Source organism: Acidimicrobiales bacterium, assembly GCA_041394265.1.
Classification (GTDB): Bacteria; Actinomycetota; Acidimicrobiia; order Acidimicrobiales; family SZUA-35; genus JBBQUN01.
In genome coordinates, this window is sequence record JAWKIO010000005.1 from 211,979 (window position 1) to 231,921 (window position 19,943).

The window sequence follows — 19,943 nt, forward strand, 5'->3', positions numbered from 1 at the left end:
TCGCCTGCGCCCTCCCGCTCAACCGAACGCCGGGTGCAGCATCGAATCGGGCAGCGGAGCGGCGGGATCCGTGGTGGGGATCGGAGCGAACTCGTCTCGGTAGTACTGCCCCGACAGCGCAGCGATCGAACGCATGACGGCGCCGGTGATCTCGGTCTTCGTGTCGGCATTCTTCGGCCGATCGACCCAGGGGCCCATGTCGATCGGCGACCCGAAGCGCAGCTCCACTCTTCCCCGGAATCGAGGAAGTCTCGAGTCGGGCGACTGCACAGCGTCGGAACCGATGATCCCGACCGGCACGATCGGAGCTCCGGTCTTCAATGCCAGGTGTGCAACGCCGGATCGACCCCGGTACAGGTCGCCGGTTCGGCTTCGGGTGCCCTCGGGAAAGATGCCGACCACGCCGTCGGTGGTCAGGACTCGCTCGGCCCGGCGCAGGCTCTCGACGAGCCCGCGCCCGGACCGATCGACGGGGATCATCCCGGCCGAGGGGAACAGCCGGCGGGTCGCCCATCCCTGGAGGTACTCCGCCTTGCCGAGCATCGTCACCTGGCGATCGAGCCCGAACATCAGCAGCGGCGAGTCGAGGAACGACAGATGGTTGGCTGCGAGGATCACCGGGCCATCGTCTGGCACGTTGCCGACGTCGACCAACGTGGTATCGAGCCACCAGTGCCGGATCGGGGCCGTGGCTCGACGGACGGCCCAGTAGTGCGATCCGACCCGATCGAAGACCTGGTTCGACCGGTTCCGTCCCGCTTCGTGCTGATCTCGGTTCTCGTCGGCTGCCGTGCACTTGACCAGGACGTCCATCTTGTTCTCCCGATGTCGAACCGATGTGATGCCGCCAAGGTAGATGCCGAACGTTTCGGTGAGATGTCGCGCCGATGAAGGCTGACGCTCGCCCGGCTGAACCTCGTTCAGTGTCGGCGGCGGGTGGCGCTGAGCGCTCGACGCAGCTCGTCGGCATCGAAATCGCCCGACACGACGAACACGTCGTGCGCCGACCAATCGACCGTCGTCACGCTGGCGGCATCCACCGAGACATCGTGGTCGGCGAACCAGCGACAGATCGCTCCGAGCAGTCCCGGACGGTCAGGAGCGGTGATACTCACGATGGTTGCTCCGTCGGCCTCGCCAGTGACGATCACCTCCGCCTTTCCCTTGGCGACGAACGACGACGAATCAGACGCCGCAGCGCTTGGCTCTCGTAGTCGGGATCCGACTCGTTCCCACCGCTCGTCGTCGACACCACCGGCCGTCAGGTCGATGGCATCCGACGACGAGTGCGAGTCGTCGATCATGACCGTGAGCGAGTGCATGGCCAGCCTCCGATCGGCCCAGGTCTGGACCGATGCGTCGATCACCGACAGTCCCTCGGCCGCCAGCACGGCGGCGGTGTCGGCCAGCAGACCGCGGCGATCCGCCGCCAGCACCGTGAGCCGGTGCGCTGCGCCGTCGTCGACCGGCCGGACCACCACCCGCACCTCGTCGTCGCCCAGCCGAGGGTGGCAGAGCGAAAGATCGCCGGCCAGCACATCGGCGGGCGCGCTGAGGAGCCAGTGTTGCGACAGACCGTCGAGCAGCTTCGACCTCGTCCGAGCGGGGATGGTGGTGGCATCGAGCAACGTCTGCAACTCGGCCGTGGTCGCGCCGCTCGATGCCGACCGGTGGCGCTCGCTCTCGACAGCGAGCAGGTTCGACAACACCTGCGCGAACGAGTCGGGCTCGGTGAGGAGCCAAGAGTGGCCGCCGGTCGCGACATGGCCGTTCGCCCCGAAGGTCTGGCAGAACGTGTCGAAGGCCGAGTACGGGATCACGGTGTCACGATCGCTCCACAGCACGGTCACACCGAGCTCGGTCGCCGCCAGGCGCTCGAGGTCAGCACGAACATCGGCCCGCTGCGCCAGCCAGGCGGTGCGAGTCACCGCGACCGGATCACGAAGCAGATTCTCCACCGCATAGGCCGAGTAGCGGCGCACCTGGGCGCCCTCCTCCGACGGCCACACCAGCGCGAGCGCTGCCGGGAGGCCCCGGCCGCCGACCGGTCGAGCAGTACGGGGGCCGAGCCGGAACCCGAAGGCAGTCGGATCGCCGACCGAATTCACCAGGACGAGGCTCGACGCCCACATGGGATGCTCAGCGGCGAGACGAGTCGCGACACCGCCCCCAAAGCTGTGCCCGAGAACGACGAACGGTTCGCGCTCGCCGAGCTCGGTGAGAAAGCGGGCAACCCAGTTGGCGTGGCCGTCGAGCGAGAGGTCGGCCGATGCCAGGCTCGCCGTCCCGCCGAACCCCGGCAACGACGGGGCAATCACCCGACACCCCTTGAGCATCAGCTGCTGGAGCGGACGATGGTACGCCCGATGGTCGAGACCCCAGCCGTGGAGGAAGAGCACGGGTAGCCCACGCCCGCCGGTTGCGTACGCCACCGGCCGACCGTCGAGTTCGATGACGTGAGCTTGCAGCCGGAGCGCGGCGCTCGGGCTCGAGCGTCGACGACGGTCGGCCCGGTAGCGGCGTCCAGTTCGAGGGAGGAGCAGGGGAACGACCACGCACGCGACGGTAGGAGTCGCTCGTGTCTCGCTCGCTCCGCCGGTGTGAACGCTGCGAGAAACTTGCGCCGGTTCAGCTTCGAGATCGGAGTTGGCGACGGGCCTTCGACGCTCCGGTGTCGAGGAAGTCGACGATGACGTCGGCCATCTCGGCGCTCCGGGTGAAGAGGAACAGGTGCCCACCGCCCTCGACCACGTGCAGGCGAGCATCGGGAATTCGATGCGCAAGCAGGCGAGCGTTGGTGAGGCGAACGATCGGGTCGTCGTCGCCTGCGAGGACCAGCGTCCGCTGGGGCAGCTTGTGAAGCCACGGCAAGCTCGTCCAGCGTTGGATCGCACTGAGCTGGTAGAGGTAGCCGAGCTGACTTGGAGGCCGAGCCGCCCGCTGCTTGGCATGCTCGTCGAGCAGGTCGGGGCGCTGGCGGATGGCTCCGCCGTACAGGGTGGGTGCGATCCGCTTGAGATACTCCGGTGAGTAGTAGCGGGCCGGCGACATCAGCGTGGCGACGGCCGCCGGCCGCCCCGGGATGCTCGTGACGCCCGGCATGGTGGCTACCAGGATCAGCCGGTGGACGACCTCCGGGTGACGCCGAGCGAGTTCCTGAGCGAGCGCGCCGCCCCAGCTCAGGCCAAGGACGTCGACCCGATCATGACCGAGTTCGTCGACCAACCCCGCCACTGTGGCGGCAACACTGCGCATCGAGAACGGCATGAGCGGTCCGGGACTTCCGCCGACGCCAGGCGCGTCGAACGCGATCGTCTCTCGATCTCGCAGGTGCTGCCGGAGGGGGTCGAAGAGGTCGCCGGTGGCGCCGATGCCGTTGATGAGCAGCAGCGGGCGGCCGGCGCCACGTTGCTCGACGGTGACCCGAAGGCGCTGGAGTCCGACCGACACGGTGGTCGACTTCGTACGAATGGCGGCGTCAGCAGCGAGCACGGGCGTCAGTCAATCACTCGGACGGTGAGAAGCAACGGGCAACTCCACCCGAGCGCTTCGGCGTGCCGGTGCTCGCAGGTGCACGACCACGACGTGGTCATCTCGGCCGCTCGCGCTCAGCGGAGCACGTAGGCGCCGGGGGCCGGCATCAACGGCTCGTGCTGTTCGCTGCCGGCCTCGGTGGGAGCATTGATCTTGCGGCCACCGTGCGGCGCCAGCCACTTGGCCCAGTGGTCCCACCAACTGCCCTGGTGCTCGGTGGCGGCGGCCCGCCACGCTTCGGCCGACTCGGCCGATCCAGGGTTGACCTCGTACTTCCCCTTGGGATTGCCCGCCGGATTGACCAGCGCCTGGATGTGTCCCTGTGAACTCAGGACGAACTCGGAGTCGCCGCCGAGCAGGTTCACCGTCTCGTAGCACGCCTCCCACGGCGTGATGTGATCGGTCACCGCTCCCACCACGAAGTTCGGGCAGTCGATTGCCCCCAGGTCGATCAAGGTGTCGAGCACCTCGACGGCACCAGGCACGGTCATCGCGTTGTCGCTGGCCATGGTCATGAAGTCGGCGTGGAGCCCGGCCGGGAGGTTGGTGGTGTCGCCGTTCCACGCCAGGACGTCGAACGCGGGCGGATTCTTGCCCATGAGGTAGTTGTTGACGACGTAGTTCCAGACGAGGTCGTTCGGCCGGAGCCAGGCAAAGATGCGGCTGAGGTCCTCTCCCTTGAGGATTCCCTGGCGCTGGCTGCGGCGGGTCGCTGCTTCGATCACCGGCTGGGAGATCATGGTGCCCACGGTGGATGGAACGGACCAGTCGAGGATCGTCACGAGGTAGCTCGCCGAGTGCACCCGGTCGTCCCCGACGGCGGCGAGATGCCCGAGCAGGCCGGTCATGGTGATCCCGCCGGCGCAGACCCCGAGCATGTTGAGGTCGTCGACGCCGGTGATCTCGAGGGTGGCGTCGATTGCCTCCAGGATGGCGGCGGCGTAGGTGTCGAGGTTCCAGTCACGGTGCTCGGGACCGGGGTTGCGCCAGCTGATCGCAAACACCTGGTGGCCTTTGCCGACGAGATGCTCGAACAGGCTGCGGCCGGGCGCCAGGTCGAGCACGTAGTACTTGTTGATCTGGGGCGGCACCACGAGCATCGGGCGTTCGTAGACCTTGGCCGTCGTCGGTGTGTACTGGATCAATTCCAGGACCTCGTTGCGGAAGACCACCGCCCCCGGCGTGGCCGCCACCGAGTCGCCCGGTGTGAACGGGCGGCTGTCGACCATCGACGGCATCCCGCCATTCGCCTTCAGATCGTGCATCGCGTGCCGGGCACCGTCGGCCAGGCTGCGACCCTTGGTGCGGCGCGCTTCCTTCAGCGCCGCCGGGTTGCCGAGCAGGGTGTTGGTCGGCGCGAGCGCGTCGGTTGCGAAGTTGGCCAGGAACTCGCTGCGCAGGCGGGACTTCGGATCCATCTCGAGATCGGCGACCAGGCCGTGGATTGCCTCGTCGAGCGCCAGGTAGGACTGGCCGAGACGCTTGTAGACCGGGTTCGACGACCAGGCCTCGTCGGCAAAGCGACGGTCCTTGGCGTCAGGGGCGACGTTCGAACGCCCCGCCAGGATGCGGGCCTGCTCGACGCCGAGCTTGGCCATTCGCTTGGCGAGCACCTGCGGCTGCTTCACCGCCGTCTCGACGAACCGACCGGCGGCAGCCGCCGCCTGATCGGCACCGAGACCGGCCGGAATGGTGCTGGTGACCGCATCGATCGTTGCGCTGATCAGTTCGCTGTCGGTCTGCGCTGCGTTGTCGGACTGCGCGGTGCTGTCGGACTGCGCTGCGCTGTCGGACTGCGCGGTGCTGTCGGACTGCGCCGTCGTGCCGTTCGATCCTGCCGTTGCGGTGTCACTCATGCTCGATGCCCCTCATGGTCGATCCCTCGAATATTGGATGACTCAAACATTTTTGCACTCTGAAGTCAATATTGGATTGGACATTTATTTTTGTCGGCAGTACAACAGTGGACGTGAGCATCGACCTCGACACCGTCGGCTACCCCCGCAAACGCCGTCAGACCCGCCGCCGCCTCCTCAACGCCGGCATGGCCGTGCTGGCCGAGCGCGGGCCCGGCCACATGACGGCCGCTCAGGTCGCAAAGGAGGCGGGCGTGGCGATCGGCACCTTCTACAACCACTTCCCCACCATCGACGACATCATCGAGGCGATCGCAAACGACCTCGGCCGAGGCGTGGAGATCAGCAGCGACACTCTCAACGAGATCGAGCACGACCCCGCCCGCCGCGTCGCCATCGGCGTCATCCAACTGCTGCACATGGCCGAGGATGCGCCGGCGGCCGCAGCTGCCTTCGGCAGTCTGGCGGCGACACTGCCGGGGTTCCGTGGCCGCATCCGTGGCGTGATCAATCAGGCGATCGCCGAGGGCGTTGCGGCCGGGCGCTTCGACATCACGCCGGGCGAGTCGGCCACCAACGCCGTCCTCGGGACCTCGCTCCAGTCGATCCGCTCCCGGTTGTTGGGCGAGACCAGCGCCGCCGACGCGCCCGACGTGGTGCGACTCGTCCTGCGAGTGCTCGGCACCTCCGCCAACGACATCGACACGATCGTCGACCAGTCGCTCGCCGCAACCATGGCGGCCTGAGGGGCCCGCTCAGCCCGCTGGCAGCTCGATGGTGAAGGTCGTCCCGACCCCGGGCGCACTCTCGACGCGCAGCCGACCGTCGTGGGCGATCACTGCGGCATCGGCTATGGCCAGTCCCAGCCCGCTCCCGCCACGGTTCCGACTCCGCGACACATCGGCCCGGTAGAACCGCTCGGTGATGCGCGACGCCACCTCAGGCGTCATGCCGGGACCTTCGTCGCGCACCTGCACGCGCACGATCCCATCCACCCGGCGGGCCGACAGGTGGACCGGATCACTGTGGTCGGTATGCACCAGCGCATTGCCGACCAGGTTGGCCAACACCTGCCGCAGTAGGTCCTCGTCCCCTCGCACCATCAGCGGTGTGTCCGACACGTCGACATCGATCGTGCGATCTGGTTGCGTTGCCTGAGCGTCTCGACCGGCGTCGGCGACAAGGGCCGCAACATCGACGGGCCGAGCGTTCAGCGTCGGGTGCTGGTCGAGCCGTGCCAGATTGAGCATGTCGCCGATCAGCCTGCTCATGCGGAGGCTCTCCTGTTCGGTGCGACGCATGGCGTCGTCGAGATCATCACGCTCGCCGAGCCCGCCACTCCGGTAGAGCTCGGCGTACCCCCGGATCGTGGCCACGGGCGTCCGCAGCTCGTGTGAGGCATCGGCAATGAACTGACGAAGCCGTTCCTCGGCTCGCACGCGCTCGTCGAAGGACTCCTCGATACGACCGAGCATCGTGTTCAGCGCCGCGCCGAGCTGACCAGCCTCGGTGCGCTCGTCGGTGTCGGCCACGCGTTCGGACAGATCACCGGCGGCAATAGCGCCGGCCGTGGCGGTCATCCGCTTGATCGGAGCGATGCCGAGCCGCAAGACCCAGAGCGCCACCAGCACGAGGACGAGGACGACGGCCGCCACCGTTGCGGCGACGACGGCGGTGACCCTGGCGACCGTGGCGTCGACGCCATCGAGCGGGATCGCCGTGATGAAATAGTCGCCGGATCGGGCCAGTGTGGCCGACACCCGATAGCTGGTCGAGCCCTCGACGGCCGAGACGGTCACCGGCGCCTTGGTTGCATCGGCAGCGACATCGGGGTCGACCGACGGTGCCGGGAGCTCGACGCCGGTGCTGTTGGGAGCGAAGAACGTCCACAACGTGCCATCGGTGAGGAGTTCGCCGGTGTAGGTATCGCCGAGACGTTCGTAGGGACGCGGCTGATTCCCACCGGCGTCGGGAGTGTCGTGATGATCGAGGCTGCGGTCGAAGCCCCCGCCGACGTCGTTGCGGTCGGGTGCCTGCGCGACGGCGAGCCGGGCATCGATCTGATCGATCAGTTGGCTCCGGGTGGCGGACACCACGATCGCTCCAACGACGACCTGCAGCAGGGCCACCAGGCCGATCCCGGCCAGCAGTCTGGTGCGGAGGTCGAGGTGTCTCATCGGGGCGCGCCGCTCATGGCTCGATCCGCATCGTGTAACCCACGCCTCGGATCGTCTGGATCAGCTTGGGCTCGGTCGTGTCGACCTTGCGTCGCAGGTAGCCGACGTAGGTCTCGTCGATGCCCCCGTCGCCATCGAAGTCGTACTCCCAGACATGGTCGAGGATCTGCGCCTTCGACAGCACACGACCCTGATTGACCAACAAGTAGCGGAGCAGCTTGTACTCGGTCGGTGAGAGGTGCACGCTCTCCCCCGCCTTGAGCACGATGTGGGCGTCGTCGTCGAGCGACAGATCGCCCAGCGTCAACACCGTGGTGTCGTCCTTGATCGAGCCGGACCGTCGCAACACCGCGGTTGCCCGGGCCACGAGCTCTTCGAGGCTGAACGGCTTTTGCAGGTAGTCATCTCCCCCAAGCGTCAACCCACGGACCTTGTCCTCGGTGCCATCCTTGGCGGTGAGGAAGAGGACAGGGGTGTTGTTGTTCTCAGCTCGCATCCGTCGGCACACCTCGAAGCCATCCAGCTCGGGCATCATCACGTCGAGTACGACGAGGTCGGGCGCGAGCTCACCGACGCTGGCCAGTGCTTCCCGACCGTTCGACGCAGTGGAGATCTCGAACCCGTGATGGCGGAGCGCCGCACTCAGCATCGAACGCAGGTTGTCCTCGTCGTCGACGATCAGCAGATGTTCACCAGCCATGACGGCCTCCCCGTGGTCCTCGCATGAGGCCTAGTGAATCAGCGTTCCCTGGGAGTTCGCTGAGAACCAGCCGCGCATCCCCCCAGAATGCACCCACCCCGAGGCGCCCTCAACACCCCCGTTCTGTGCGTCATTGTCACCGCCTCCACCCGTTCTGTGCGCCAAACTTCCCGCAGACGACGCGAATGACGCACAGAACGGGATTGGCGGTGGGTTTGACGCACAGAACGGGCGGGTGTCGGGGTTCTAGACTGCGGGTCGGTGAGCGACGCGACTTCGAACGAGCCGATCGACGCCCGGCCGGCGATCTACCGAGAGAGCGGGCTGCTCGGCACCGTCATCGAACTCCGCGTGGCGATCGAGGGTGTCGACGACGTCGACGCCGTTGCCGATGCCTGTCATTCGACCGCCATCGCCGAGATCGAGCGACTCCAGCAGGTCTTCAGCGCCTACGACCCGGCGAGCGTCTTCTGCCGTTGGCGATCCGGCAACACACCCGCAACGGCACCCGAGTTGGTCGAACTCCTGCACACCACGCTCGACTGGCAGGAGCGGTCCGGCGGCGGCTTCAACCCGCTCGCCGGGCTGCTCAGCGACCGCTGGAAGCGGGCCGAGGCCGATGGTCGACCACCGGCCGACGATGAACTCCTGGCGATCGCCGCATCCATCCGGATGCCGCGGTTCTCGATGCTCGACGGCGAGCCCACGGTCGTCGGTGACTGCTCCGCCATGAACCTGAACGCGATCGCCAAGGGTTACATCGTCGATCGGGCGATTCAGCGGGTCGCCGAGCAGCTGGCAGGTGCCGAACGATGGTGGGTGTCGGTCAATGCGGGCGGCGATCTGGCCCACCGCGGCGCAGGCTCGCTGCGGGTCGGGATCGAGAACCCGCATCGCCCCTACGACAACGAACCGCCGCTCACGACGGTCACTCTCGACAACGCGGCACTGGCGACGAGCGGACTGGCCCGCCGTGGGTTCCGAGTCGACGGCCACTGGTACGGGCACGTCCTCGACCCGCACACCGGGCATCCGGTCGACGCCATCGCATCGATCAGTGTGGTCGGCCCCGACGCTGAGAGCGCCGATGTCGTTGCGACGGCCGCCGGGGTCCTCCCGCCCGACCGGGCCATCGAGTTCATCGAGGCGCTCGACTCGGTCGAGGCGATGATCGTCGACTCCACCGGACAGCGATGGCATTCGCATGGATGGCCGGCCCTCGAGGTGTCCTGACGGCACCCCCAGGACTCGGCCGCCCGATGGTCCGCCCGGAGGTGGGCGGCGGTCACGATCCGGCGGGAGAGGTACCGAATCGTGCCGCGCCGACGGTCAGACTCGAACGAGCAGCGACGCGGTGTAGGCGCCGCCCGACGTGGCGATGGTCGCCAGCTGGTCCTCCCAGCCGTCGCTGAACACGTTGTCGGTCGACAGCGAGAGGCGAGCGAGATTCTGCGTGCTGTTGCCGTACCGGCTGTCGGCATAGACCGCCTCACAGTCGGCCTGCGGGAGCGCGAGCTGCGAGGTCTTGATCGCCTGGCTCCCTGCCGTTGCGGTGTCGAGGCTCTCGTACACCTCGAAGTGCACATGGGGCCACCGCCCGGCATAGCAGCCGGGGAACACCGACGTGAAGCTGACACGGCCGGCGGCGTCGGTGACCTGGACACCCCGCAGGTAGTTCTGATCGGTGACCTCGTAGATCGAGTACTGGCCGCCCGGCGTGCAGTGCCAGGCGTACACCGCGGCACCGACCATCGGGTCGCCGGTGGCGGCGTCGACCACGGTGAACGAGATCGTCGCCGGGACACCATCGACCGCACCCGACAGCGAACCGAAGCTCGTGGTGATGTCGGCACGCTCGATGCCGGCTTCGCCCAGAGCGTTGGGGCCGTTCGAGCCATCAGCCGGATACGGGCCGGCGGTCTCGTCGGGGATCTCGGCCCCCGCGCTGGCCTCGACGGCCGAGTCCGTGGCAGCGGTCGTCGCCGTCGTCGCGCTGTCGGCTGCGGCTGTCGAGGCGGTGGTGGCCGACGTGGTGGCCGAACCGCTCGAGCTTGCCTCGCTGCCGCAGGCGGTGAGGACGCCGGCCAGGCTGAGCCCGCCGATCCACTGCAGCGCCCGACGCCGGCCCAGCACGTGCGGGAGATCTCGGTGCAGCCCACCGAAGTCGTCGTGATCGTCGTGATCGAGGAGCGTTTCGATGGGGTCGAGGTTGTTGGTCATTGCGTCGTCCTGTCGGAAGGAGGGAACGGGTGAAGTGCTGTCATCGTCGCCAGTCGACCTCGTGGCTCCCCGAGGGTTGGCTGAGCGTTTGCCGAGAATCGGCGGCCCGGCACTCGCAGCGGCGGACTCAGGCCAGGGTGACCAGCATCAGTGCGATCGAGACCGCTCCACCGAGCACGGCGATCGTGAGAGCGGAGCGGCGCCGCTTGCGCAGGAAGAACTGCATGACCAAGCCGGTCAACGAGATCAGCACGAGGAACCCGGCCGACACGTCGATCACCCACTTCCATCCACTTCCGGCATCGCGGCCCTTGTGGAGGTCGTTCATGACCGCGACGATGCCCTGCTGAGTGATCCGCAGGTCGTAGTCACCCGATGCCAGGTCGAAGTTGAGGTCGGCCGAGTACCCGGGGTTGAGGAACACGATGACACCGCTTGCGGTATCGCCGCTGCCCGTGGTCGAGAAGTTGTCGACGCTGCCCTTCACGTCGTAGGTGGTCCGCACGTACTCGGCGATCGACAGCCAATCGACGTTGCCGTCGTCGGTCGTGGTCGCAAACGGCAGCGTGCCCGACTCGAGCGTCTCGCTCGCCTCGTCACCGAAGACCCACGTCGGATGATTCAGTGTGATCCCGGTGACGGCGAAGAACAGCACGATCAGCAGGGCGATCATGCTCGTGTACACATGCAGCCAGCGCGCGATCCGATGGGTCGTGTTCTTGCGGGACGGCCGTTGTTGACGAAGCTCTGCCAGCGCCGCTCGACGGTCGGTGGTGCTTGGCGGCCTCGTCGGCACGGACTCGTCGATGATCGTGGCGAGCGGGGCGTCGGTGTCCGGCGGAGTCATCTCGTTCACACCGAGAGTGTGGCGGAGGCAGCGGTCAGTTCACCGTTGGGGGTCAGCTCGACGGAGAATCCGGCGTCGGTCACCGAGATGGTCTCGCTGATCAATTCGTAGGGGCCGTGTTCGCGGGACGCCTCGATGTTGAGCACGTAGTCCCCTTGAGCAACCAGGTTGCCGCTGTCGTCGGTGCCGTCCCAGGCGACGGTGTAGCTGCCTGCGACTCGGGTGGCACCGGAGGTCGACTCGTCGACCGTCTGGCCGGTGGCGGCAGCCCATCCCTGGAGGTGGTTCAGGTACTTGGCGCCCTTGCCCGACTGCTCGTACCAGAGGCTGATCGTCTTGACGAGGTTGCCGTCGGCGTCCTCGATCCACACGGCGATGTACGGATTCAGGATGCGACCCGACCCCGATGCTTCATAGGTGAAGTCGACGAGCAGTTCCGCACCGCTGGGGAACACCGCGCCGGTCGTCGTCGCTTCGGCAGCCGCAGTCGTCTCGGCGGCACGGGCGAGCGTTGTCGTGGTGCCGTCGATGGTGGTGATCGTGGTGTCAGCAGCGCCAGCTGCGGTGGTCTCACTCGCTTCGGCCGACGCCGTGGTGGCGGTCGTCTCGGCCGAGGCAAAGGTGGCCTCGTCGTTGTTCGAGCACGCAGCAAGCGGCAGGACGAGCATGGCACCGGCGGCCGCAGAACGGCCGACGACCGAACGGGCGGCCGACGTGCGCTTCAGCGCTTCGAGATAGCGCGACTGCTGTTGGGGGGAAGTAACGCGGGAGGTCATGGGGGTCAAGCTACGGACGATTCCTGAGAACCGCCTGAGAGCTCGCCGAGACCTCGCCGAAGGTGGCAGCTGCCACACTCCGCCCGCGTGGCGCTGCAGGACCTCACGTCAGCGCTTCAAGGCGCAAGACATGGCCCGCGATCCCCCATCTGTCCGGCGTTTCGGCCTGGGCTACCACGAGAAGGTGTGAAGTGTGACTCGACGTTTCTGTATTCATTCACAAGTTCACTGCGTCGCTGGATCGAGCATGCGCGTCGGTGCGGCCCCAAACAGTGACCTTCTCGGCTCCGACGCGCGCACGTTCTCGGCGTTGAGTGTCGAGGAATTCGGACGCTCGCGCGTTTTGGTGTTGCGCCAACGGCAGTCCCGAGTGTGGAGTTCCCCGTGGTGACGGACGGGTTGAGTGTCGGTCATGCCGCGTGTGCGGTCTCGCCGTCGATGAGGACGAGGTAGCCGCAGGAAGACTGGCGGCGCTTTCGGTCGGGAACGGCAGATCGAGTGGCTGACCGTCCGGATCAGGTCGCCGGTTGGGGCAGCCCTGCTAGGTCGAAGGTCGACACGACGCGAGATCTGCGAGCTCGTTCAGGTCCGCCGTTGTCGTGGGCGCAATTGTGTGTGCACCCTGGTATTCGAACGCTGGATCCGGTTCGGCGGCCACGCTCGCTGCCCGGTACAGCGTGACAGCCCTGACCAAATCACCGAAGGGCCCAAGGTCACGGTCGCCTGTGACACTCTCGGGCGAATCGAGTGTCGAGACGATCATTGGTGCGAGGATCACGGTGGCGGCCGCCCACTGGATCGCCCTCCTGCACGCCCAAGGCCACCCGGACCGGGCCGCCCAGGTCGCCAACGACCTCACCGCCGCCAACCGTGCCCTTCACTTGACCTGACCTGCCGCCCGCCATGGGCTGCGAGCCTGGGCGCTGCAGCGCGGGGATGGTCTTCAGATTCGCCGTAGATCTCGATCACGTTGTGATCTGGGTCGGCGAAGAACAGGACCCGGTGACCGAAGTCGGGGAGGTCGCGTACGGGTTCGAGGAGTTCGACGCCGTGCTCGATCAGCTGGGCTGCTGCGACCTCGACATCAGGTGGCGGGACTCGGAACGCGAGTTGGACCGATCCGGCAGTGTTGACCGGGGCCGCGCCGTCGTAGGGCCGGGTCCGGAGCCGGAACGCCAGCGTGGTAGCGCCGATTCGCAGCTCGAGGTAGCGGCCGGCGATCTCTCGTTGCACGTCGAGACCGAGGAGGTCCACGTAGAACGACCGCATCGGTTCGATCTCGTTGCACAGCAGCATCGTGCAGTCGAGGTTCCGAAGGGCGGCCAGCCCAGCGCGTTCGATCATCGATTCCACTCTGCCGCGACCCAACCGACATCCCACTGGCAGGCCGGTACCGCAGCAGCCCGTGGTTGGTCAGGTCTGCGATGTGGCTTCGGCGAAGGCGCGGTCGAGGACGGCGGTTGCTGCGTCGACCGAGACGTGGTTGGCGTCGAAGGTGAGGAGGTCGTGGTCGCCGTCGAGGAGGTGATCAGTGAATGCTTGGCCGACGGCGCCGAGGATCCGGAACGCAGTGTCGGAGGGGCCGCCGATGAAGGCGATCTGGGTGATGGGTGTGCCGTCGACGACGTCGGTGTCCACCGTCCACAGTTCCCGGATCAGCGCGTCATGTGTGAAGTCTCCGAGTTCGTCCATCCGGCAACGGTAGGTGCCGCATGTCGTGCGACGGAGAGCAAAGCGACCTGCCCATCGCCGTTGTTCGCCGCTCACAATCACCTTGCCCGTGCCTGCCACGAGTGGTTCAGTCCTCCGCAGCGAGACCGCCGTTCGCTGGGATCAGCTGGCCCGCAATCTTCTCGAGCGTCACGCCACGGTCGCGGCCGCCCACCGGGTCGCCCTCCTCCATGCCCATCCGGATCGTGCCGCCCAGGTTGCCTCGGACCTTTCGACGGCGAACGCCGGTCTGCACTTGGGCTGAATGCTCTGTCGACGGTCCGTTGGCCGTTCGAACAGGCTCGTTGGTCGTGTGCTAGCTGTTGAGTATCAGCTTTGTCCGGACCGTTGGTGGAGTGGCGGGAATGGTTTCCGTCGCATGTTGAAAGGACGGCCATCACGGCGGGAATCATCAGTGTCAGCGGGAACCTTGCCGCGGACCCGGAGCTCGAGTCGGTGAGCGTGGGCTGTGAGCAGCCTGACACCGGGCGATCCAGTACTCACTCCAAGGTGAGGTTGAGGCCGTCTCGGACGACGTCGGCGAACACTTCGGCGGTGTGGACGATGCCGCGAACTGATGATCCGTCGGAGCGGGTGACGAGGTGAGGTGGCGAGCTGGTCGATGGCGTTGGGGATGCGGATGAGGTTCCCGGCTTTGGGGTTCATGACCATGAGGTTCACGCTGATGCCCGTCCCGGTGCAGTCGTAGGCAGCGCTGTGGGTGAGCCCGATCACCGCGTCCTTCGACGCCGGGCACGCGGGTTGATCGTGGTGGGGGCGGAACGAGTTGGTCACCCATCACGACCTTGGCGCCCGCTTCGGCAAACGCCAGCGCGATGGCTCGTCTCATCCCGCCGCTCGCACCCGTGCCAAGCGCCACCTCACCGCTGAAGTCGGTCGTGACCGTTCCGATGGCACCATCGTGTCCGGCCGGAGCGGCACTCTCGCCGTCCGGTACTCACTGGATACAGACGAGTGTTGAAGCCGCGTCCTGGCGGGCACGGCCACCGTTCAATCGGCCTGGAGCTGCAGCATCGGCGCAACGACCGCGGGTGCCGAGGGCCGGCCGGTGAGATACCCCTGGACGTGGCTGATGCCCGACGCCCGAAGCGAGGTGAGCTGATCCTCGGTCTCGACACCCTCACACACCACCGGCACGCCAAGAATGCCGGCGATCGTCACGATCGACTCGAGGATCGCGCACGGGCCGGTCGGATCTCCGCCCGCCTGGGCCCGCATGGCCGACAGCATGAGCAGCAGTGAACGATCGATCTTGATGATGTCGAACGGCACCGAGAGCAGACGCCCGAGGTTCGAGTAGCCGGCTCCGAAGTCGTCGATCGAGATCCGGAAGCCGACAGCTCGCAGTTGCTCGATCCTGCGCTGCACGTTCCCGCTGTAGTCGAGCGCCGCCGACTCGGTGATCTCGATGACGATCCTCGTCGGGTCGACGTGGTGGTGGCGTGCAATGTCGAGCATGTTCGACGCGACCTGCTCCTCGACCAGCTGACGAGGCGACACGTTGACCGACAGCGCAATCGTCGGGTCCATGCCGGCGTCGACCCACTCGGCCAGCTGAGCGCAGACGGCATCGAACACCCACATGCCCAGTGCGCAGATCTCCCCGGTCACCTCGGCGATCGGGATGAACTCGTCGGGAAACACCTCGCCCAGCGGTGGGCTGGACCAGCGCAACAACGCCTCCAGCGACGAGATGGCACCGGTCTCGGTCGACACGATCGGTTGGTAGACCAGACGGAACTCGTCGTCGTACACGGCATCCCGCAGCGCCCGAGCGAGCTGATCGCGTCGCATCGTCGTCGACTCGAGGCCTTCTTCGAACATGATCACCTGATCGCCGCCCTGCTTCTTTGCCTCGTACAGCGCGATGTCGGCCCGACTCATCAGGTGCGTCACTTGGTCGGCATCGTCGGTGGTTGCGATGCCAATGCTCGTTCGAACGTGCTCGACCCGCTCCCCCAGCAGGAAGGGTTCACGCAAGACGTTCAACAGTCGAGTCGCCGTCACCTCGGCGGCCGCACTTCCCGAGATGCTGGGGACGATCAGGATGAACTCGTCGCCGCCGAGTCGCAAGATCGTCTCGCCCTCGCGGGTGACGTTGCGGAGACGAGCAGCGACCTGCACCAGCAGCTCGTCGCCGGCCAGATGCCCGAGCGTGTCGTTGATCATCTTGAAGCCGTCGATGTCGAGGTTCATCACGGCCATCGTCGAGCCGCCCTGATCGACCATGGCGGTGGCCTTGTCCAATTCCGGAGCGAGGGCCCGGCGGTTCGGCAGTCCCGTCAAGAGGTCGGTGGTTGCCTGGTGCTCGAGTTCGGCCCGCAGCTCGACCTCGCTCGTCACCTCGCGGATCGTGACGAGGCGGCCTGCCACCAGCGGGTCATCGGCGAGGTCGGAGATGCGGATGTCGAACCAGCCACCCGTGTCTGCCTGTTCGGTCGAACCGCCGCACCGCAGCTGGAACACTTCTGACGCTCGGTCCACCTCGGCGTGGTGCAGGTGGTCGCGCAGCGCGCTTTGCATCCGCCGAGGCGCCAGCTCGACGAGGTCATCGAGCATCTCGCAGGTCGGGCCCAGCAAGACCGCACTCGATTGTGAGCGGTAGCTGACTCGGTCGTTGCTGTCGATCACGACGAGGATGTCGGGCGAATCGTTGAGCAGGACCTCGAAGCGCTGGCCCGCCCGATGCTGAGCAATGGCCACCTCGCGAGCGTGGAGTGCCCTTGACCGCGACCGCGTGACGACCCACACCACGAGGACCATGACCAGCGAGGTCAGTCCCAGGGCCAGGGCCGCGCCACGTTCGGCAGCGATGGCGTCATCGGATGATCGCTCGGTTGCCGTCGCCAACAGTTCCTGCAGACGGTTGTGGTCGTGGTCGGTTTCGTCGACATGACCTTCGCCGAGCAGCGATGTTCCATGATTCGCGATCTCGTCGAGGAGGAGGTCGGCCTCTGCCAGCTCGGCCGGCTCGAGGGCGTGCAGCGCCTCAGCTCGGTGATGTCCCAGCATCTGGACCGACATCATGAGTTCGTCGTTCGAATACGAGCCGCCGAGCCGGTGCACCTCATCGGCGTGGTCGACCGCGGTAGCGGCCATCCGAAGTTCCATGGCCGCCGTCGCCGCTCGGTCTTCCTCGACCGCTTCGATCGTGGAGTGGATGGCGAAGACCATCGACACGGCGAAGAGCGCGAACGCGCCGGGGACCACGAGCGAACTGATGCGCTTCCCTCCCATGTCCCACCTCCGACGATCTCGAGTCGACGCCCAGCGACGCCATTCGACGAAGCATCGGATGCACGCAACGCGCCATGAGTGAGCGATCCGATACGAGTCGACCAGCCCACTCGGCGTGGGCAAACCCACTTCACTGGCCGTCCAAGACCCGAACTCTCGGCTGACGAGCCCGCTGGATCCGAACTCTCGGCTCTCCAGCCCAGAAGTGGGCTCCTGGGCCGAGAGTTGGCTGAGGGTGGGCTGGGGAGCCGAGAGATGGCGTCGGTGCGGCGGGTCGCAGCCGACGTTAGGTGATGGTTTCGCCGCCGTCGACGAGCAACGTCTGGCCCGTGACGAAAGAGGCGTCGTCGCTGAGGAAGAAGCAGATGGCGGCGGCGAGTTCGTCGGCGGTGCCCATCCGCTGCATCGGCACCTTGGCGCCAAAGATGCGCTCGCCGTTCTCGAGGTCGTTGCCACGCTCGATCATCAGGGGCGTGGTCATGCCGGTGATGGTCCGACCGGGGGCAACGCAGTTGATCCGGACCTCGGGCAGCGCTTCCAGCGAGAGCTGGCGAGTCAAGCCCGAGATCCCCGCCTTGGCCGCACCATACGGGACGTTGTTGCCGTTGGCGGTGAAGGCGGCGGTCGAGGCAATGGTGACGATCGAACCGCGACCGCCGGCCTTCATCACCGGGAGCGCGTACTTGCAGACATGGAACGTGCCGCCGACATGCACCTCCAGCATCCGGTTGAAGCGAGCGGCGTCCCACTCGGCGACCGGCCCGAACTCGGCGTGACCGGCGGCCGCAAGAACCGCGTCGATCCCGCCAAGCTGTTCCTGGGCGGCAGCGACGACGGCGGCAACCTTTGCTTCGTCGGCGACGTTCGCCGCAAGGCCGATGCAGCCGGGCAGGGTGGACGCCACCTCCTGGGCTTTGGCGAGGTCGAGGTCAACGATGGCGGCTCGACCCCCTTCGGCGACGAACCGCTCGGCGGTGGCTCGACCGATGCCGGAGGCTCCGCCGGTGACGAACAGGACTCGATTCTCGAAGCGCATCGCCGGAGTGTACGGGTGACGGCGGGATCGCCGAGCGACGTCGCGCCACGAGCCAATAGGGTCGCGACCGTGAGCAGCTTGCCGCCCGACTACGACGCCGATCCCGGGCGCTGGGCGTCGTGGGAAGCACCGAGCGACGTCCACCACTCGATCGCTCCCGAACTCCGAGGACCGGTGCTCGACGTGGGGTGCGGCGACGGACGGCTGGCCGACCTCCTCGGCGACGACGTGGCGTGGTTCGGCGTCGAGTCGTCACCGACCCAGATCGCCGGCAACCCGCACCGCCCTTTGGTGCGTGCCGACATGCGGGCCCTCCCCTTCCGCGACGGCGTGTTCGCCGAGGTGACGCACCTGTGGTGCCTCTACCACGTCGACGACCCCGAGCAGGCCGTCGCCGAAGCCGTCAGGGTCCTCCGCAGTGGCGGCACGTACTACGCCTGCACCAGCGCTCGCGACAACGACCCCGAACTCATGCCGGAGGGCTACCCGCCCACCTCCTTCGATGCCGAAGACGCAGTGGCGATCGTCGGCAGGACCTTCGGCGATGCCATGGCGGAGCACTGGGATGGCCCGTTCTTCCCCTTGGAACGACGCGAGGACGTCGAGGCGTACTGCCGCCACCACTCCATTCCAGCCGAACGTGCGGTCAACGTGCCCCTCCCACTCTGGCTGACCAAACGAGGTGTGTTGGTGCGGGCAACCAAGCCCTGCGCCAACGGCGGCGCAGCTACCCTCCCCCACATGCTGCTGGGCCTCGACGAGTATCCGTTCCATCAGGTCACGAACACGTTCGCTGCGGTCGACGGGCTCGATCCGAGCTGGAACGACGGCCACTACCTCTGCGTCGCCGATCAGGCAGGCACGGTGGCGTTCACCTCGAACGTCCGGCTCTACGCCAACAACGACGTGCTCGATGGGTTCGTCTGCCTCCGGCATCGGGGCCGTCAATACAACGTGCGGGTGTCGCGCCGACTACGCCCCGCGATGGAGCACCTCGGTGCGGGCCCGCTGTCGCTCGACATCATCGAGCCACTCGAGGCGGTGCGACTCGTGCTCGACGACAACGAGGTCGGCATCAAGCTCGACATCACGTGCCATACCGCCAACACCCCGTACATGGGGCCGATCGAGGTTCGCCGGGTCGACGGCCGTCTGCTCAGCGAGCGGGCCACCTACGAGATCACCGGCGAATGCGAGGGCTGGGTCGAGGTCGCAGGCGAGCGCATCGTGCTGGAGCGAACCACGTCGTCGTTCTTCCGCAATCACTCCTGGGGCTTCCAGCCCGGACGCGGCGGGCCCCGTCCCTACGGCGCACCGGCGCCGAGCCACCGTGTGCCGGGGCTGCGCCAGTGGGTGCTCTTCCATCTCCCGGACCACGGCGGGTTCTTCTTCCAGGATCCGAGCGGGCGTGCCGCATCGGGCCGGGGCGCGATTCTGCGGGGCGACCGGATCGTGCCGGTCACCGATGTCGTGACCGAGCTGGACTTCCACGAGGGCGACCGCCGGGTCCGCAGCGGCAGCTTCCGACTCACCGACGTCGAGGCCAACGTCCGCAACTACGAGTTCGAGGACCTCGGGTGGGTGTACTGCCAGGGCGGCGGCTACTTCGGCGGATTCGATGACGGCCTGGGACAGGGCGTCTATCGAGGCGACGAGCACTTCGAGGGCGAGGTGTGGGACGTGAGCCACCCCACCACCATCGTCGATGCCGATGGCCGATCGTTCGAGTTCCAGCACGACTGGGCCGAGAACTTCACGCTCGTCCGCGAGGGTGGTCGGGTCGGCTTGGCGCACTACGAGTGCGTGCGGGTGCAGCCCTCGAGCTAGCG

At 67.1% G+C, this 19,943-nt stretch carries 18 protein-coding genes; 5 read left to right on the forward strand and 13 right to left on the reverse strand.

Going from position 1 to position 19,943, the window contains the following annotated elements; translation table 11 throughout:
- Positions 1–18 precede the first annotated feature (18 nt).
- From R2733_01060 to R2733_01075, 4 genes are all read right to left on the reverse strand, one after another.
- A complete protein-coding gene (locus R2733_01060) occupies positions 19–813 on the reverse strand; it encodes a lysophospholipid acyltransferase family protein (GenBank protein MEZ5375069.1) in 795 nt (264 codons plus the stop codon).
- 107 nt (positions 814–920) lie between these two features.
- The gene (locus R2733_01065; GenBank protein MEZ5375070.1) at positions 921–2,555 is read right to left on the reverse strand and encodes an alpha/beta fold hydrolase; all 1,635 of its coding nucleotides are present in this window, start codon (positions 2,553–2,555) and stop codon (positions 921–923) included.
- Positions 2,556–2,628: 73 nt separating this feature from the next.
- Positions 2,629–3,492, reverse strand: a complete 864-nt coding sequence (locus R2733_01070) for an alpha/beta fold hydrolase (GenBank protein ID MEZ5375071.1) — start codon at positions 3,490–3,492, stop codon at positions 2,629–2,631.
- A gap of 116 nt (positions 3,493–3,608) precedes the next feature.
- Positions 3,609–5,390, reverse strand: coding sequence for an alpha/beta fold hydrolase (locus R2733_01075; GenBank protein ID MEZ5375072.1), 1,782 nt, complete (start codon positions 5,388–5,390; stop codon positions 3,609–3,611).
- 113 nt (positions 5,391–5,503) lie between these two features.
- On the opposite strand from R2733_01075, the gene R2733_01080 reads away from it, so the two are divergent.
- On the forward strand, positions 5,504–6,136 hold the full coding sequence (locus R2733_01080; protein ID MEZ5375073.1) for a helix-turn-helix domain-containing protein: 633 nt from the start codon (positions 5,504–5,506) through the stop codon (positions 6,134–6,136).
- A gap of 9 nt (positions 6,137–6,145) precedes the next feature.
- Here R2733_01080 and R2733_01085 read toward each other — a convergent pair whose 3' ends face one another.
- Both R2733_01085 and R2733_01090 read right to left on the reverse strand, forming a co-directional pair.
- A complete protein-coding gene (locus R2733_01085) occupies positions 6,146–7,567 on the reverse strand; it encodes an ATP-binding protein (GenBank protein MEZ5375074.1) in 1,422 nt (473 codons plus the stop codon).
- Between the two features lie 13 nt (positions 7,568–7,580).
- On the reverse strand, positions 7,581–8,267 hold the full coding sequence (locus tag R2733_01090) for a response regulator transcription factor (GenBank protein ID MEZ5375075.1): 687 nt from the start codon (positions 8,265–8,267) through the stop codon (positions 7,581–7,583).
- A 261-nt stretch (positions 8,268–8,528) separates the two neighbouring features.
- Here R2733_01090 and R2733_01095 point away from each other — a divergent pair, with 261 nt between their 5' ends.
- Positions 8,529–9,500: an FAD:protein FMN transferase gene (locus R2733_01095; GenBank protein MEZ5375076.1), complete on the forward strand. Its 972-nt coding sequence runs from the start codon at positions 8,529–8,531 to the stop codon at positions 9,498–9,500.
- Positions 9,501–9,596: 96 nt separating this feature from the next.
- On the opposite strand, the gene R2733_01100 is transcribed toward R2733_01095, so the two are convergent.
- From R2733_01100 to R2733_01110, 3 genes are all read right to left on the reverse strand, one after another.
- The gene (locus R2733_01100) at positions 9,597–10,487 is read right to left on the reverse strand and encodes a hypothetical protein (protein ID MEZ5375077.1); all 891 of its coding nucleotides are present in this window, start codon (positions 10,485–10,487) and stop codon (positions 9,597–9,599) included.
- A gap of 127 nt (positions 10,488–10,614) precedes the next feature.
- Positions 10,615–11,334 carry a PepSY-associated TM helix domain-containing protein gene (locus tag R2733_01105; GenBank protein MEZ5375078.1) on the reverse strand — a complete coding sequence of 240 codons (720 nt, stop codon included), beginning with the start codon at positions 11,332–11,334 and terminating at the stop codon, positions 10,615–10,617.
- A gap of 5 nt (positions 11,335–11,339) precedes the next feature.
- Positions 11,340–12,110 (reverse strand): DUF2271 domain-containing protein, encoded by a 771-nt coding sequence (locus tag R2733_01110; GenBank protein MEZ5375079.1) that lies wholly within the window; start codon positions 12,108–12,110, stop codon positions 11,340–11,342.
- A 725-nt stretch (positions 12,111–12,835) separates the two neighbouring features.
- On the opposite strand from R2733_01110, the gene R2733_01115 reads away from it, so the two are divergent.
- Positions 12,836–13,000, forward strand: coding sequence for a hypothetical protein (locus R2733_01115; GenBank protein ID MEZ5375080.1), 165 nt, complete (start codon positions 12,836–12,838; stop codon positions 12,998–13,000).
- Here R2733_01115 and R2733_01120 read toward each other — a convergent pair.
- Together R2733_01120 and R2733_01125 are read right to left on the reverse strand one after the other, a co-directional pair.
- Positions 12,966–13,454, reverse strand: a complete 489-nt coding sequence (locus R2733_01120; GenBank protein ID MEZ5375081.1) for a VOC family protein — start codon at positions 13,452–13,454, stop codon at positions 12,966–12,968. The genes R2733_01115 and R2733_01120 overlap by 35 nt on opposite strands.
- Before the next feature lie 69 nt (positions 13,455–13,523).
- Positions 13,524–13,802: a hypothetical protein gene (locus tag R2733_01125; protein MEZ5375082.1), complete on the reverse strand. Its 279-nt coding sequence runs from the start codon at positions 13,800–13,802 to the stop codon at positions 13,524–13,526.
- Positions 13,803–13,890: 88 nt separating this feature from the next.
- On the opposite strand from R2733_01125, the gene R2733_01130 reads away from it, so the two are divergent.
- Entirely contained in the window at positions 13,891–14,085 is a 195-nt protein-coding gene (locus R2733_01130) for a hypothetical protein (protein ID MEZ5375083.1), read from the forward strand.
- 746 nt (positions 14,086–14,831) lie between these two features.
- Here the strand turns inward: R2733_01130 and R2733_01135 are convergent.
- Both R2733_01135 and R2733_01140 read right to left on the reverse strand, forming a co-directional pair.
- Positions 14,832–17,078 carry an EAL domain-containing protein gene (locus R2733_01135; GenBank protein ID MEZ5375084.1) on the reverse strand — a complete coding sequence of 749 codons (2,247 nt, stop codon included), beginning with the start codon at positions 17,076–17,078 and terminating at the stop codon, positions 14,832–14,834.
- Positions 17,079–17,364: 286 nt separating this feature from the next.
- Entirely contained in the window at positions 17,365–18,114 is a 750-nt protein-coding gene (locus R2733_01140) for an SDR family NAD(P)-dependent oxidoreductase (GenBank protein MEZ5375085.1), read from the reverse strand.
- 69 nt (positions 18,115–18,183) lie between these two features.
- Between R2733_01140 and R2733_01145 the strand changes: the two genes are divergently transcribed.
- Positions 18,184–19,941 carry a class I SAM-dependent methyltransferase gene (locus tag R2733_01145; protein MEZ5375086.1) on the forward strand — a complete coding sequence of 586 codons (1,758 nt, stop codon included), beginning with the start codon at positions 18,184–18,186 and terminating at the stop codon, positions 19,939–19,941.
- Positions 19,942–19,943: the final 2 nt, after the last annotated feature.